Source organism: Streptomyces rishiriensis, from assembly GCF_003112535.1.
In the GTDB taxonomy this organism is placed as follows: Bacteria; Actinomycetota; Actinomycetes; order Streptomycetales; family Streptomycetaceae; genus Streptomyces; species Streptomyces rishiriensis.
Map to the genome: position 1 here is coordinate 27,320 of NZ_BEWA01000001.1, position 15,526 is coordinate 42,845.

Sequence of the window (15,526 nt, forward strand, 5' to 3'; positions counted from 1 at the left end):
CGAAGCTGGTGCTCGGCCCGCACGCCTCGCCCTCGATGGCAACGCGCTGCGCATCCGCTGCACACCAACACCGCCGTGCGGCGCGCCATGACCGGAACCTAACTGCACAGCCACACCGCATGGTTCAGCCTTGACGAAGCGCGTTGTCGACGGAACCCTGCGCAACTCCACCGGGTTCGCTCCCGATACCCGGCGGCGGCTGCGGCGCGGACACCCAGTCCGCCGGCCCGCCGCACGTCTGCATCGACAGACCCCGCCGAAGCGGCCAGGACGCGCGACGTGCACCAGGTGAGCCCCTGCATGCCGCCCGTAGCCGACGCTGAGCAACGTGCACGAAGAGCGTGGGCTCGCGCGGCTGCTGACACGCGCAGCCTCGTACGGCCGCGACGGTGGCCACCGCAAGCTTCGACGGGGACCCGCTCCGGTCTGGTGGTGGGTCCGAACGCGACGACGGGCTGCTGCCTGGGGGTTACGGTAGAGGGCCCGTGAGCCAGGCCCTGATGCGCTCGGACTGATCCCGGATCTGCGACCCAGTCGTCGCCCGGTCCTGTCCGGGCCGACGCTGGATATCGTCACTCTCGTCGAGAATGCTGAGGGCCTCTCTGCGGCGCCCCAGATCACCGAACAGGACCGCTAGGTTGTTCAGGCTCACGGCGTAGTCCGCCGAGAACTGCGGTTCTTCTTGGGTCCGATAGATCCTGACTGCCTCCAGAGCGGCCGCCAGGGCCTGCTCCCGCTGCCCCACGTCGCTCAGCCGTCTGGCTAGGGTGCTCAGGACCCTGGCCCAATCCTCTTCGTGCGCGCGGGGGTTCACGTCGGCCAGCCTGCGCATGAGGTCGACGGCTTTCTCGATCGTGGCGACCGCTTCCTGGCCTCGGCCTGCTGCAGCCAGCCGGTTGGAACGGTTGTTCAGAATGCGCGCGAGTCCGGGACCGAATTCCACGAAGTCCTCTCGCTCTATGCTCTGGTACAACATCTCTGCCTCGGAGACAGCGGCGAGGCTCTCCTCCGTACGGTCGAGCTCACCGAGCCTCACCGAGAGGTTACTGAGGGCCGCACCCAATCCGGCGGTGTGCGACTGAGGGGCTTCCGAGGCCAACTGGCGGTACACCTGCACGGCCTCCTGGAGATGGGACAGGGCTTCTTCGGGCCGCCCCACGAGCGCCAGGTGGTTCGAGAACGTCATGAGATGACTGGTGAGGGTCGGTCCGTGGGTGTTCAGATCCTGCCGAGCCAGCAGGCGGATCCGCGCGATGGTCTCGGCTAGCTGTGGGAGGGAAGCTTCCGACGTTTCGGCAGCCGACAGCCGGTCCGATGCGATGGTGAACGTCTCTACGAGGTCAGTGGCAGATGGCCGACGTGCTGGGTCGGATTCCAGACAGCGCTGGAGTATCCGGTGGAGTGCGGGATCGATGCCGGAGTCCGATACGACGTGGGCACTCGGGTCTGTCCATCGCCCGGAGAGGAATGCCAGGAGCAGAGCGCCGACTGCGTATACGTCGCTCTGGGGGGTGGGCGACGGGCGTAGATCGCCTACCTCGAGGAAGGTGTCGCTACGGGCCAAGAGATGGCGGTGAGCACTTTCGATGCCGTCCACGGTCGCGGTCATCCAGCCGATCAGCCGGACGTCCTGGTCGGTCACGAGGACCGCCTTCGGCGTGAGGGAGCCATGCACGAGTCCAAGTCCGTGGGCGTACGCAAGGGCCTGGGACAGGTCGAGGCCGATGCGCAGAAAGAGTTCCTCGGGGGTGTCTCCCTCGTTTTCGTCGAAAACGGCCCGCAGGTTGGGGGCCGGGATGTCCGCGTCGCTGTGGACGCACGCTGCGGCGATCCAGGGCAGTTGCTCGACGGAGTCCGCGTGCACGTCGACCAGGGCGGGGGCATAGGCGCCCCGGAGCCTGCGGAGGCACTCTGCTTCGGTGCGGACGAGGTCCAGGGCGGCCTGGGGATCGTCGGCGTACAGGGAAATGGGGGCGCGGATCGTGACGAGGGTGTCGTCCTCGTCACGGGCGAGGTACAGCGTGATGTGGGGCCAGCCTCGCGCGCTGCGGAATCGAAGCCGGAACCGGCCCAGCCGTTCTGGGTCATCGGGCTGGAGCTCGGCCCACCCGCCCTGCGGAATCTCGTCCGGCGTGTGCGCCTGCACCCCTGAGTCTTCGGAGTCTCCGCTCCCCGCGGTCGCCTGCCGGGCTGACGTCGGGAGAGGGGTGGGCTCGGGTGTCACAGGGTCGGATTTCACGGGCAGGATACCGAGGCGTGTCAGCAGTTGCTCCCTCAGCCAGCCGAAGGAACGCCCGGTGTCATCGACCGCCGCGACGCCGTCCGGGTGGCCGACCCACGCGGGGAAGACCGGCGCGCGGCCGATGGCTGCCTCGATGTCCCGGGTGACGGCGTCGGTGGTGCGCAGTAGTTCTTGCGGGGAAACGGCGCTGAGCAGAATGCGACGGGCCTCAACCGCGAAGTCGAACCGCCGGTGCTGTGGCAGCGCTTCGGACTCGCCCCCGTCCACCTCGTGCATCAGACCGCCCAGGAATACTTCCATGAGATGTCCGGCGTCCGTCGGCGGTCCGAGGGCGGTCTGGACCAAGCGCATCACCGGAGGCGTCACGGGGGCGACCGCCGCGACGTTGGCCGCGAGCCGGTACGCCTCGGCGGACGCCGCCTGTCTGAAGCGCAGTACCGCCTCGGCGGCGTCGTTTCGGCGTATGTCCGCGACCGGACGGGCGGAGCCGGTCCGGTCGCTGTCCCACAATGGTAAAAGCGCGGTGCCTCCCGGCGAGGCGACGAGCCGCGCCCACTCGGCGACTGCCCGTGGGGTCGGCGTGAGGACGGGCACGGGGACGGAGTCGACGCGGACGAGATCTGGCGGCAGATCCGGATCGGTGACGTGCCAGGCGTGGCTCGGACCACCGCGCCGGTGGGTGGTGACCGACCGGCGTCGTGTGCGGATTCCTGTGCCTGCCCAGAGCCGGGGCGGGAGAGCGTGGACAATCGCGGTGGGCCCGCTCTTCCCCCACTGGTTCATCGTCTGCCGCATCCCGCCGTCTCGCCAAGCCGGACCCACCCCGTCGCTGACGACGAGGACGAGGGTGTTCCCACTTGGGTCGCACAGCGTTTTCGGCGTGAGGACACGTCCGTGACTGCGGTACGGGCCGGCGTGCAGGGAAGGGACGGGACCGCGTGTGTCGAGTCCGTAGACGCGTACGTCACGGAAGGCCCCGGCGCGCTCCATCAGCGTTCGGACGTCGGCGGCGAGCCGCTGCCAGAGAACCATGGAGACCCCGTCGTCGATTACAAGGGCCAGGGACAGCCAGCGTGTACGCACCGGTCGGGTGACGGTCTCGGGCACGCCCGTGTCAGCGATGGCAGCAACGGTCCGCCCGACGTCCAGTTCGTGGCGGTGGCGGTCAGGGAAGCGCTGCCGGAGAGGCCGGAGAGACTTACCGAGGCGAAGCTGCCGTACTCCCGTGAGACGGTTCTCCGGGGCGCGGACGGTGATCGCGGGAGACGGTGCCGCCGCTGCGGCTGTCTCCCGGGAGTTGTCCGCGGCCACGATGGGGCGCGCTGCCCCTGGCTCGCTCGGTTTCGCAGCTGTCGGCGTGATGTGTTCCGCGACGTCCGGTTCCGGTGTCGTCGCTTCGTCGGGGTGCGGCGTGCGGGGCGGATCCGAGGGTGTTGCGGACGGGCCGACGGCGCGAGCCAGCGGCGCCGTGTCGCGGGGAAGTTTCCCGGCCAGCCACAGGGCGTCGAGGAGTTCTTCGTGGGAGATCTCCGCCCCGCTCTCTGCGAGGATCTTCGTCACACGTGAGAGCACGGCGTCACACAGCTCCGCCGAGGCGATGCAGTACGGCCTCCAGAAGCGATTTCGCGTCGAGGTCCACTCCGCCCTTGCGCAGGAACACGGCGTTGAGCAGTTGGTCTGTGGCGAGTTCGCCCGTGGCGCGCCTTCCGAGGAACTCGCGAAGCAGGTCGTCCGCGCCGTCGAGGGCGTCGGGGCCGAGATGTCCGGCGACGATCTCCCGCAGGCGCCGCTCGTCGGGGTCGGGAAGGTCGAGACGGACGCAGCGCCGCAGGAAGGCCGGGGGGAAGTCGCGTTCGCCGTTGCTGGTGATGATCACGACTGGAAACTCACTGCATCGGACGCGACCGCGTGTGACTGGTGCGGTCGTGTCCGGGTCGTCGGTCTGAACGTGGACGGGCATGCCGCCGTCGTTCAGGCGGGAGAGTTCGGGGATGGCGAACTCGCCTTCTTCGAAGACGGTCAGTAGGTCGTTGGGGAGGTCGACGTCGCCTTTGTCCAACTCGTCGATGAGCAGCACCCGTGGGCGTTTCCGGGAAACGAGTGCGCTGCCCAGAGGGCCGAGCCGGATGTACTGGCCGATGTCAGGTGCCGTGCCGTCTTCGTCTGTGTCGCGTCTCAGCGTCGCCTCGCGCAGTCTGGCGACGGCGTCGTATTGGTAGAGGGCGTCCTGCAAGGTGGAGCGGCTGTTCACCGGCCACTGCAGGACGCGGTCGAGCCCGAGTTCGTGGGCGACGGCATGGGCCAGCGACGACTTGCCCGTTCCGGGCTGCCCGGTCACCAGGAGGGGCCGACGCAGGTGGAGCGCCGCGTTCACCACGTCGGCCTCGTCGCGGTCGATGAGGTAGGGCCGCGGGCGGGAGACCTCGGCACTGTTTATGGGTTCCAGAGGGGCGAAGCGACGCCACGGCGGAGCCGCGGGGAACGGGATCTCCCGGCGTTCTCCGTCGCCGTGGAACAGCCTCCAGGCACTGTTCTCGGCGTCTGCGGAGACACGTCCGTCCAGGGGCTCCGAGGTGGTCACGACGCGTTCGTTCCTCTCGATGGATCGGTCAATTGCAACGCCTCGGTCCTCGGGCGGCGGCTTTCCGGCTCCCAGACCAGAGATGGTTTCGCCCGACGCTCCGCCGGGCCGGCCGCCGCTTCGCTCCTCAAGTGGCGGACCCGTTCGGGTAGTCCTTCCAGGTCGCTTGCAGAGGCCAGGCTCTCCAGCTTCCACGCATCCTGATGACCGTCCGCCTCTCTGTCCCAGAGCACGACCGGGACACCCAGACCGAGCGTGGCCAGCAGCCAGCGCTTCCGTTCGTCGGCGGGGCCGTGGAGGACCACCCGCGCGGTGTCTCGGTGCTCGGTCCTCAGCAGGTGCACCAGCCGATCCCTGCTGTTGCATGCCGGGGGGACGACGAGGGTTGCTCCTCGTCCCATCTTCCAGCGGCGTTCCTGGTCGCCCTCGCGTCCTGGTATCAGATCGCTGAGCTCGGGGCAGCTCAGGGAAACTTGGTAGTCCGCTCCGATCGGCCGGGCCGGAATAATGTCGTTTGCCGTTCCGGGAACCCATTCATCGACGGCGTACCGTAGTGCGTCCATGCTCACCTCTACAGTCACCCAGGGCGCGCGGTCGCGCTGCCCGGGCTCCTGCCGGACGGAAAGGACCGCCTCGTTCAGGCTGCTCGCCACCTCCTGCGGCGTCTTGGATGCCGACTCCCCTGGCTCCAGCACCCGGTACGAACCATCGTCGCGCGCCAACAGAATCCGGCACCGGTACCGCTCGTCCCCTGCCGCGTCGTCGCGTTGCAGCTCCATCACCAGCCGCGACACCGGAGAGGCCGGCTGCTTCGCCCAGAGGGTGGCGTCCGCCCGCCGCTCGCCCAAGGCGTGGGGATGAATACCGAGCCGCTCGACGACCGCCTCTGACCACGCACGCAGCCCGGCGCCCAACTCGTCGGCGCCGGCCGCTACGTATTCGACGAGCCGCAGCAGCGCGGGTACCGAAGGAGTGCCCTCGGGGACGGTCTCACTATCGAACAGGCCCTCCATGGACTTGATCACGTCGGGGAGGTGATCCTCATCGAGCCGTGAACGGGTCAGTGGTGCGGGCAGTACGACATAGCGAAGTGCCTCACGGGCCGATTCGGGCAGCAGCGTCGGATCCATGTCACAGACACCGCGCAGGAGGCCGAGAAGGTCGTCGTACTCGTTCGCGGAGAGCAGCAGCCCGTGTTCGACGAGCACTCTGGCCCGTGACAGGAGCCGGGTGAGAGCTGCGGAGACGGTGCCCGCGGCCCGGACGAGGGCTTCAGCAAGCGTCGCGAGCGCGCGGGGATGTGCCGTCACGAGCGCCGCAAGGTCCGCGATGCCGGGCTCGTACCCTTCGGCCTCGTAGCCCAGGGCACGGGCCAGATCCTTCGCATGACCGATACGGGCTGCCGGATCCGGGAACAGCGGGGCGAGCAGCTTCTCCAACTCACGTTCAGCAGGCGTGCGTTGAGGGGCGGGCCCCGCCTTGGGCAGAGGCGCGCCGACCGCACTCACCTGGGGACACCCACCGGTGTGTTCCTCCACGTGGGACATGAAATCGTCGTCCATGGCGAAGGAGGACACCGGTAGGCCGATCAGCCGGCGGGCGCCGTACGCGTCGTCCTCCTGGGTCACGACGGCGACTAGATGGCCGCCGCAGAAGATCGCGGCCCCCGATGCTCCGCCCCATGCGTTCCCGTCGCCAACACGGGGGAGGGGGGCCGGAGACTGGTCCAGGATGTAGCGCCCCTGGCCGCCCGAGAGGGCCGGCAAGACACCGCGCAAATACTCCGGTTCCCGTCTCTCCCGGTTCTTGGCGGCCCAGGGATAGCCCAACCCCTCATACGGCAGTGGTGCGATCCCCGCGGGGCGGCCCCAGCGAACGGCGTCACTCACGTCGATCGGCTGATCGATGCGCAGGAGCGCGACGTCCAGGCCGTCCGGGTGCTCCCAGACCAGTTCCGCACCCGCCTTCGTCAGCGCGCCGTAACGCTCGTGACCGAGGCGTACCGTGATCTTCGGCCAGAACGTTTCGGTGACCCGATCAAGCAGTACATGACGCGCGGTCAGCACCAGCCGCGGAGCAATCAGATAGCCGGAGCCGATGGTAACGCGCCCCTCACCGACGCCTCCGCTACGGATCAACGCAAGTCTGCGCGGATCCATGTCAATCCTCGTCCAGCGACCCGGACTCGTCGTCTCCAATCTCAAGACTCGCGCCGCCAAGGGCCCTGTCCTTGACGGAGAGTTTCAGCGTGAGCTTGTGAGTACGGACGGTCGACCGCTCGCCGCCCGCACCGACGGCGACCACACCGAAGGAGAGCTTGCCGTCGCCCTTCGCGGACTTGCGCAGTTCGAGTTGGAGTTCGAGCTCCGCCTCTTCCACGCCGAAGGCGAACTGCTGGCTGGCACCGAGCGCCTGTGCCTGATACAGCTCCTGCCGCAGCTCTTCGATGGCCGCAGCCACACCGCTCGTCGCCATCCCCACCCCCGGTTCTAAAATCAGTAGGTCATCGGTACGTTACAACGCTCGTCAGACACCCCGGGCATCGATCGTGGAACAATCAAACGGGAGAGGGGGTGATCACGACATGGTGTCACGCGAGAGGATGTCCGCCGAGCACCGCAAGTTGCTGGCCGCCTCCACCCCTAAGGAGATTCAGGCCACCCTCTGGAGGGCCGCCGACAAACTGCGCGGCTCCATCGATGCCTCTCAGTACAAGGAATTGGTACTCGGGCTGGTCTTCCTGAAGTACCTCTCCGACGCCTTCGACGAGCGCCGCAACGACCTCGTTGAAGGGCTCGTCGGCGAGGATCTCACAGGGGACCCGCGCGACGACTTGGTGGAAGACCCTGCCAACTACACCGGCGCCGGTGTCTTCTGGGTACCGAGGACCGCCCGCTGGTCCTGGATCGCGGCCAACGCCAGGAACACGGACGCGGGCAGAGTCCTCGACGCGGCGATGGACGCGGTCATGCAGGGCAACACCGCCCTGGCCGGGGTTCTCCCGAGGGTCTTCGACCGCGACAACATCGACCAGAAACGTCTGGCCGAACTCATCGATCTCATAGGTGACGTGCGCCTGGGAGGCATCGCAGACGGGTCGGCGCGGGACGCGCAGGGGCAGGTGTACGAGTACCTTCTCGCCCAATTCGCGAGGGCCGAGGGCATGCGGGGCGGCGAATTCCACACCCCGCGGTCCGTAGCCCGACTCATGGTGGAGATGCTGTCGCCCCAGGCAGGGCGGGTGTACGACCCGGTGTGCGGCTCCGCCAGCATGCTCACCCAGGCAGCCCAGTTCGGAGGAGCCGACCCGGCCGAGGGCCACATTTCCGTCTTCGGTCAGGAAATTAACGAGCGTACCTGGCGTCTGGCCATGATGAACCTCGCCGTCCACGGCGTCCGGGGCGACCATACGGTGCGCCGTGGCGACTCCCTCAGCGATGACCAACATCCAGGCCTCAGAGCTGACTTCGTCATGGCTCATCCTCCGTTCAACGTCAGCGACTGGGCGAGGGACGTGGCCGACTCTCGCTGGAAGTACGGGGTACCCCCGGCAAGCAACGCCAACTTCGCGTGGCTCCAGCACGTGGTTGCGAAATTGGGTGACCAGGGAACTGCTGCAGTCGTCCTGACCAACAGCTCAATCAGATCCGCGCGGAACGCCGAGGGCGAGATCCGCCAAGCGATGGTGGAGGACGACCTCGTCGCGTGCATTGTGGCCCTGCCACCCCAGCTCTTCCACACGACTCGCATCTCGGCCTGTCTCTGGATTCTCGCCAAGGACAAGTCCGCGCAATCCGCGAAGAGACTGGCGGACCGACGCGGCCAGATCCTGTTCATTGACGCTCATGAGATGGGCACAGCGGCCAGCAAAAGAGAGCGTGTGTTGACGGACGCCAACCTCGCAAAGATCGCCGGTGTCTACCTTGCCTGGCGCGGCACAGATTCGCACTACCACGACGAACCCGACTTTTGCTTCTCGGCGAGCGTCGCGACAGTACGCGAGCATGACTACGCCCTGATCCCGGGGCTGTACATCGAGCCCGCCTCTCTGATCGCCCCGGATCCGACACCCGGCCCCGCCGGTCTCATGAGGGACCTGTACGCAATCTTCGATGGGCGGAGTTACCGGTAGTTCGTTGAACTCCTCGATGGTTCGTGAGACATCTGGGGCAGGACCCAGCGCGCCGAGCAACCTTCATTCGGCCCGTTCGCTGAGATGGCAAGCAGTCTGAGACACCCGAACCTCCTGACGCGGGACTTGTCGAAGTCGTAGCCCGGTCTCGTACAGTCGCCGAGGCTCGCGGCGGGGGCGTCCCTCAGACTTCGGATGGATGCGACCGCGTCCAGCAAGGGCAGGAGCTGGGTGGCATCGTCATGGCCGGTTCAGCGGTCGGTCTGACGAGGGCGCTCGCGGATCCCGTCAGGGTGGTCGTGGATCCAGGACAGCCCGTCCATGTCGAGTCGGTGGCGGGCGCGGGTGACGGCTACGTAGGCGAGACGGGCTTCGGCGTCGTCGATTGGACCGGGCAGGGGGCGGCCGGCCTCGTCGTGCAGGTCGCTGTCCTTGGGCGGGGTGAAATCATCGGCGATCTTCACGCGGTCCCATTCTCGGCCTTTGGCTTTGTGTGCGGTGGAAACGGTCACCTCGGCTTGTTGTTCGGGTGCCAGCTGGGCGACAGCGTTGAGGATGGCGTCCGTGCCGTGGGTGTCGACGAGGTCGACCAGGGGCTGGAGGTCGCGTCCGGCCGGGTCGTGGGCGGCATAGTCCTGCAGAGTGCCCCAGGAGGGGAAGAGAAGTAGTTCGGGGTGGCTGGTGCGGTGGCCTTCTTTGAGGTCGCGAGCGGCTAGGGCCAGCGCGCGCAGGGTGTCCCCTCCTCCGGCCAGTCCGACTCGGTATCCGGTGGTGAGCAGGTCCATGGCTTGTGCCATGGCGCCGACGTTGGTGCGGCACAGCACTGCGTCGGGTCGGCTGAGGGGGCCGAGTTCGGTGGGCACGGTTTCAGTGCCGGTGAGGCGGATGGGGGCGTTGGCGAGGGCAAGCCACCGGTTGGCCTCTTGGGCTAGCTGGGGGCCGAAGCGGAAGGAGCGTGACAGGGCGAGCCGGGTGCCGTCGAAGGTGGTCATGACGTCTTTGGCGCCGCGCCAGTCGTAGATGGCCTGGGCGGAGTCGCCGACCATGACGAGCTGGGCGTGGTCGCGTTGAGCGAGGACGATCTGTTCGACGACGGGGTTGGTGTCTTGGGCTTCGTCCAGGAGGAGGAAGTCGGTATTGATCTTGGGGTGGGTGAGGGCCCAGATCTTGAGGTAGTGGTCGTGGTCGAAGCGGACCGCGCCGTCGTCGGGTTGCTGAAGGTCGGCCCAGGCCTTGCGGGCGAAGGGCGTGATATGTGCGGCGAGTTGGGCGTGGAGGTCTTTGTTTTCGAGTCCTCGCAGGTGGGGGACGTGGTGGTGGGTGATGTAGGGGTCGGCGGTGTGGCAGAAGCGGGCTACGGTGCGCAGGGTGGCGTAGGAGAGGGCCTTTGGGGAGAGGTCGCGTTCGTCGATGCGGATGGCTTTGGTGATTCCGAGGGCGTGACCGGTCTGCCATGCGGGGCGGCGGGGGGCGCCCAGGCGTGGGCGGTAGCGGTGGCCGATGGCGGCGTAGGCCAGCGCGTGGGCGGTCTTGCACCAGACGTTCCTGGGGAAGCGGGCGGTGGCGTCCTGGGCGATGGCGCGGTTGTAGGCGAGGTAGCGGCCGCGGCGTTGGGTGGTGCGGGCGAGCAGTGTGAGGGTGGCGGTTTTCCCGGTGCCCGCGCCGGCCTGCAGTGCGAGATGGTGGCCGGCGTAAAAGGCGTCGACTGCTGCCGTCTGTTCGTCGGTGGGCTTCATGGGGTGGGTCTTTCGAGGAGTGGGGTGAGTACCTGCCCGACGGCGGCCAACAGGTAGGCGGGGGTGGTGTGGGCCAACAGTTGGCGTACCGCCCGGGCGAGGCGGTCGGTTTCACTGGTCGGCGTGTTCGTCCAGGGCCCGGCGTACGTCCAGTTCCACCGCTCGTTTTGGTCTCTGGCCCTCACAGCGGACTGCGGCTGCGAGGGCGGCGTGCACGGAGGGCGGGAAGGCGACGTTGAGAAGCACCTTGTCGTCGGTGTCGGGATAGTGCGTGGTGATCACGTCGATGGGCAGCTGCTCGCCGAGCCGGTGCCGCAGTCGGCGGGCGGCGGGTGGCGTCGTGGTTCGCGGCGAGCGGCAGCCTGCGGGCGGCGTGGTGCAGGGCCGCCGGTGAGAGAGGGCAGGTCAGGGTGATCTCTAGGGCGTGGTGCGGCATTGTCACCTCCGTGCGCTGTGGGGGTGCGGGAGGCGGGTGTGGATGTGTGCTGCGTGCAGGAGGGGGTCGAAGACCTGCCATCCGGTCAGGGCGAGGTCGGCGGCGCCGAGGGCCGTCTCATGGGCGGGGCAGCGCTGGGAGCGCCAGCGCAGTTGTTCGGCGTAGGGGAGGTGACCGAGGTCGTAGACGGCCATCAGCTGGGTGGGCAGGGTGAGTTGGCCGCGCCTGGGGCCGGTGGGCAGCAGTCTCCAGCGGCCGGCCGGGAGGCTCGGGTCGCGTACGGGGCGGGGGCAGCGCTGGCGCCGGCGGGTCTGGGTCACGCATTGAATGTCTTCGACGGGGCTGCCGGCCAGGTAGCGGCTGAGGAGCAGCTGCACGATGGGGCGGGCGGGGATGGCGGCGGCCGTGACCGGTCGCGGGGTGGCGGTCGGGATTGCAGGGAGGGCGCCGGTGTCGATGAGGCGGCGGGTGAGCAGGGAGAGCTGACGGCGCAGGGCTTGAAGGTGTGGCCCCAGATGCGGGGCGGGGGTGTGGCGGGGACAGATGACATGGTGGGAGATGCGACACCAGGTGCTGTTGTCGTGGTGCGGGTGGGCGACGCCTTCGCTCAGGTGCCAGCGGCAGACTTCGGGGACGTGGTCGCTGGCTAGTTCGGCAGGATGCAGGGCGACGGGCTGCTGGTCGGTGCGTTGGTAGATGTCGATGCGGTTGCCGCATCGGCGGCAGTGGCCGCTTTGCCCGGTGCGCAGCAGGCGGCTGGGGCTGGTGGCGGATACCCGCAGTGGGCGGCGCGGGTGTGTGGTGCGAGGGCTGCCGTCCCAGTGGCGGTGTGCGGGGTGGGGGTGGGGGCACATGCGTGGACCGTGCCAGGCGGGGTGCGGCAGTACGCAACGCGTCGGCAGGCGGGTCGCCCGGCTGGCCTAATCGCAGCGAACGTGTGGACTACTGGTCGACTGGAGGTTCTATTCGGCTCGCCGGTCCGGGTGATTTGTTGCGCGGTGTTCGCCCGGTCGCGTGAGGGGTCAGGGGCCTTGCGTACCGGGTGGGGTGTGGCCGGTGCAGAGGCTGCCCATCAGGTTCTCGAGCGAGACGTCGAGGGTGTGGGCGAGGGTGTGCCAGGTGGTGAGGCTGCCGGTGGTGCGGCCGTGCTCTAGGTCGATGAGGGTGCGGCGGGCCAGGCCGCTGCGGCTGGCGAGTTCGTCAAAGGTCCAGCCGCGCTCGCCCCGCAGGCGCGCGAGTTCGATGCGCAGCGCATTGAAGTCGGGGTCGGGCGGCAAGATCGTCACCCCACCATCCGACGGTGCAGACCCCTGCCCTGTCAGTGCAGACTTCTGCACTATCTGTCCGGGCGAGAGTGACGTTTGCAGTGCAGGGATCTGCACTAGCGTGCCGGGGTCTCCGGCTCCCACGGCCGGGCAGCGGTCATCGCGGCGTAGGCAGACGGGAGGACGACCAGCCAATGAGGCTTGGCGGCGCGCATCAGGCAGTGCGGCGTATCTGGACGGTGGAATTGCGGGCGCAGGCGGACGGCCCGCGCCTCGTCTGCCCTCACTGCACCGCCCACCCCCCGCTTTCCGCGGCCGCTTCAGCGCGCTCCGCCGCGCTGGCACATCTGGCCTGCCATGCCCGCGCCGACGCTCTTCCCCGGCACTTGCGGATCTGTCAGTGCCGTGAACGGGGATGCGCATGGCACCCGCGGCACCGCGGGTGCGCCGGACCGGTGCTGCTCACGCTCACACGGGACCGCAGCGGCCGCATCTGGCGGCTCGCCGATGCGTGCGGGGCCTGCGCGGCCGCGACCAGCCGCACCGCTGCCGTGCCCGAGACGGTGCTCGCCCCCGAGCGGCCCGCAGCCTCTCCTCCCCCGGCGCGGCGGCAGTTGCACAATGAGGCCCGGCGAGTGCGGGAGATGCTCACCTACCTCGCGTCCGCGCTCGGCTGCGTCACCTCTCCCGCCGCCCGGCTGCTCGCTGTGCAATGCGCCTTGCGCGCCGACGCCGAGGGCCACGCCCGGCTGGCGGCCGGGCTGCTGCGCGGCATGCGTCTGTACCGGCGCGCCGAGGTGTGGCAGGAACTGGCCCGGGACGGCTGGCTCGAACTGCCCACCGCCCGCGCCGCAGTCATGCGGGTCCGGCTACTGGACGACGCCATCCTGGATCAGGCCCCCAGCCGCGGGGCTCGCCGGCGGGCCGCTCACTGGGCCCTGCAGCCTGCCCCCCTGACCGTGCCGTCGACGGCTGCGCCGGCGGAACGTCTGACGGCCCTGGTACTGGCAGCCCACACCGGACTGTCCGGCATCAGCGCCGACATGACTGTCATCTCCCGCTTGTGCGGACACTCCTGTCAGCAGACGGGAGAACTTCTCGACCGGCTCGCGGCAAACGGAACCCTGGCAGCCTGGCAGCATCAAAGGGACACCGACGAGGTGCACTGGAAACCTGCATCGCATCACCAGCTCCCCCTCCCTCCCGCAAGCAGGCCAGCGCTATAACCCGCCGCCGGAGCCCGCCCCACACATCTCAGCCATACAAGCGAGAACAACGCGGCCGGCTTCCGTACTATCGCTACAACGCAGCTATGCGACAGCAACTGCCGCTGCACTCCGCGCCAGCAGGCTGCACAGCATGAGCCTTTGATATCGCGTACGCCATGAGAGCGCCGCTCATCAGCGGCTGAACACAGAAAGGGCGCAAGCATCATGTCCGAAACCACTGCCCAGACGACCGAGTTGACCTCCCAGTACAGCGCCCAGGTGACTGGCGACCTGGAGCGCAACCTCAAGGAACAACAACGCCTCAGCAGTGAGATCGAAGCACTGCAGGAGAAGCTGACCGCCCTACAGCACGATCACACCATCCTGGTGAGCCTCCAGCAGGCCCTCGGCATCCCCGCGGCGTCCGATGCACCCGAGGCTGAGCCTGTCACGGCGGTGCCCGCGCCCCGCAACAAGGCTGCGGCCGCATCCGGTGCGCCCAAGCAGGCAAAGGCGAAGAAGACCGCGCCGGCGGGGAAAGCCGCACCTGCGAAGAAGCGGGCCAGCAAGAAGACCACCGCTGCACAATCAGCCGCGCCGACGGCTGCACCCACGTTGGTGGAGCTCGTGCGGGCACACCTGACCGGCCAGGGCGAGCCTCGCTCGGCGGCCGAGATCACCACCGCCCTGGGACAGCAGCATCCCGAGCGCGCGGTCAAGGCCACCGTGGTGCGTACGACGCTGGAAGGCCTCGTGGCCAAGAACCAGGCACAGCGCACCAAGCAGGGCTCCTCGGTCTACTACACCAGCCCCGAGGCGCCGGAGGCGACAACTACGGCCCAGGCCGAGGCGTAGCCCGAAGACGCGGCCCGCTGAAGCCGCAGAGTTCGGCCCCGGCGTCAAAACCCCTGTAGGCCGAGTGTGGCTGGCATGCCTGCGCGCGCCACACTCCCGCCGCGCCATTCCAAGTGCAGTACCGTGGTGGGCCCGCGCCACAGGAGCCGCCCATAGTCCTGTCACCGCTGAACAGCCGAGAAGGGCGTGGTGTCGCAGCGCGGCCGCCAGGTTCGCACCTCGAGGTGGATGATCTGCGCGTCCGCTCGGATACGTGCTCCCTCCACGAGCCATTGGTGGACTGCGGCGGTCACGTCACCGCTTGCCGCGTCCACGCGGCGGGCGAAGTCGGCGGCGTCGAAGCCGCCGGTCTGGGCGGAGCCGTAGGAGCGTTCTTCGGTGTGATCGGTGCGCTGGATGACGTCACGGCGGATGCCGGGTGAATCGGTACGGCTGCCGGAGGGGTGCAGATAGGCGGTCTTGGCCAGGCGGACGGTGAAGGCCAGGCGCAGCCCCAGGCGAGTGGCTTCGGCGATCAGCGGGCGGAGCCGGAGGCGATCGCCTGGGCACCGACCCGGCCGGTCCCGGAGCCAGTGGCGGTGATCAGGACGGCTTCGCTGCGGACTCGGGCACGGGGCACCGGAGGCGGCGGTGTGGCGGGAGGCGATAGCGGCGAGTTCGGGCAGATCGGTGATGCCGCCGGCTTCGACGGCGGCGAGGACTTCGCGAAGGGCGGTGACGAAGGCCGCGCCCTTGTTCTTTGTGTAGAACTGCGAGACCAGCGAGGGGTCGCGGTCGATGATGCGGGCGATGTCCCGCTTGGTGAAGCCGGCCTGCTGGAGCCGGTCAGCGAGGCGGGCCGCCTCGCTGGGTGCGCCCTGTTGCCGGGGGCGGCCGTGGCGGCGTGGGAGCGGCATCAGCTCTCCTGCCTGGAAGTCAGGGTGGCACGTCCGGTATCGGTCAGCGGGCCGACCACGGCAAAACCGTCCGGTGATCTGCGCGGATACGGGGACGGTCCTGCGGGCCGCGCAACACCTAGCGCAGCCCTTGGCGCGACATCCAGCGCAAGGTCGGGCGCAGCCCTTGGCGCAA

Annotated in this window: 12 protein-coding genes; 3 read left to right on the forward strand and 9 right to left on the reverse strand. The window is 68.7% G+C overall.

The genetic code is table 11. From position 1 onward, the window contains the following. Positions 1–469 precede the first annotated feature (469 nt). From Sri02f_RS00130 to Sri02f_RS00145, 4 genes are read right to left on the reverse strand one after another with little or no spacing between them, the layout of a single operon-like run. Positions 470–3,802 (reverse strand): protein kinase family protein, encoded by a 3,333-nt coding sequence (locus Sri02f_RS00130; RefSeq protein ID WP_108999026.1) that lies wholly within the window; start codon positions 3,800–3,802, stop codon positions 470–472. 16 nt (positions 3,803–3,818) lie between these two features. Beyond that, on the reverse strand, positions 3,819–4,823 hold the full coding sequence (locus Sri02f_RS00135) for an AAA family ATPase (RefSeq protein ID WP_245970214.1): 1,005 nt from the start codon (positions 4,821–4,823) through the stop codon (positions 3,819–3,821). After that, positions 4,820–6,982, reverse strand: a complete 2,163-nt coding sequence (locus Sri02f_RS00140; RefSeq protein ID WP_108999027.1) for a VMAP-C domain-containing protein — start codon at positions 6,980–6,982, stop codon at positions 4,820–4,822. Before Sri02f_RS00140 ends, Sri02f_RS00135 begins: the two co-directional genes overlap by 4 nt. 1 nt (position 6,983) lies before the next feature. Continuing rightward, complete coding sequence (locus Sri02f_RS00145; RefSeq protein ID WP_108999028.1) at positions 6,984–7,298, reverse strand: trypco2 family protein; 315 nt, start codon at positions 7,296–7,298, stop codon at positions 6,984–6,986. Positions 7,299–7,407: 109 nt separating this feature from the next. On the opposite strand from Sri02f_RS00145, the gene Sri02f_RS00150 reads away from it, so the two are divergent. Beyond that, on the forward strand, positions 7,408–8,955 hold the full coding sequence (locus Sri02f_RS00150) for a type I restriction-modification system subunit M (RefSeq protein ID WP_108999029.1): 1,548 nt from the start codon (positions 7,408–7,410) through the stop codon (positions 8,953–8,955). A 251-nt stretch (positions 8,956–9,206) separates the two neighbouring features. Here Sri02f_RS00150 and Sri02f_RS00155 read toward each other — a convergent pair whose 3' ends face one another. From Sri02f_RS00155 to Sri02f_RS00170, 4 genes are all read right to left on the reverse strand, one after another. Further along, entirely contained in the window at positions 9,207–10,691 is a 1,485-nt protein-coding gene (locus Sri02f_RS00155; protein WP_108999030.1) for a UvrD-helicase domain-containing protein, read from the reverse strand. A gap of 111 nt (positions 10,692–10,802) precedes the next feature. Beyond that, a complete protein-coding gene (locus tag Sri02f_RS43795) occupies positions 10,803–10,973 on the reverse strand; it encodes a hypothetical protein (protein WP_307721015.1) in 171 nt (56 codons plus the stop codon). A gap of 156 nt (positions 10,974–11,129) precedes the next feature. After that, the gene (locus tag Sri02f_RS00165) at positions 11,130–11,981 is read right to left on the reverse strand and encodes a DUF6083 domain-containing protein (RefSeq protein ID WP_108999031.1); all 852 of its coding nucleotides are present in this window, start codon (positions 11,979–11,981) and stop codon (positions 11,130–11,132) included. Positions 11,982–12,149: 168 nt separating this feature from the next. Continuing rightward, positions 12,150–12,413 (reverse strand): helix-turn-helix transcriptional regulator, encoded by a 264-nt coding sequence (locus tag Sri02f_RS00170; protein WP_108999032.1) that lies wholly within the window; start codon positions 12,411–12,413, stop codon positions 12,150–12,152. A 434-nt stretch (positions 12,414–12,847) separates the two neighbouring features. On the opposite strand from Sri02f_RS00170, the gene Sri02f_RS00175 reads away from it, so the two are divergent. Both Sri02f_RS00175 and Sri02f_RS00180 read left to right on the forward strand, forming a co-directional pair. Continuing rightward, the gene (locus Sri02f_RS00175) at positions 12,848–13,618 is read left to right on the forward strand and encodes a hypothetical protein (protein WP_245970216.1); all 771 of its coding nucleotides are present in this window, start codon (positions 12,848–12,850) and stop codon (positions 13,616–13,618) included. Between the two features lie 207 nt (positions 13,619–13,825). After that, positions 13,826–14,455, forward strand: a complete 630-nt coding sequence (locus tag Sri02f_RS00180) for a hypothetical protein (RefSeq protein WP_108999033.1) — start codon at positions 13,826–13,828, stop codon at positions 14,453–14,455. A 161-nt stretch (positions 14,456–14,616) separates the two neighbouring features. Here Sri02f_RS00180 and Sri02f_RS00185 read toward each other — a convergent pair whose 3' ends face one another. Next, positions 14,617–15,351, reverse strand: coding sequence for a helix-turn-helix domain containing protein (locus Sri02f_RS00185; protein WP_245970340.1), 735 nt, complete (start codon positions 15,349–15,351; stop codon positions 14,617–14,619). Positions 15,352–15,526 lie beyond the last annotated feature (175 nt).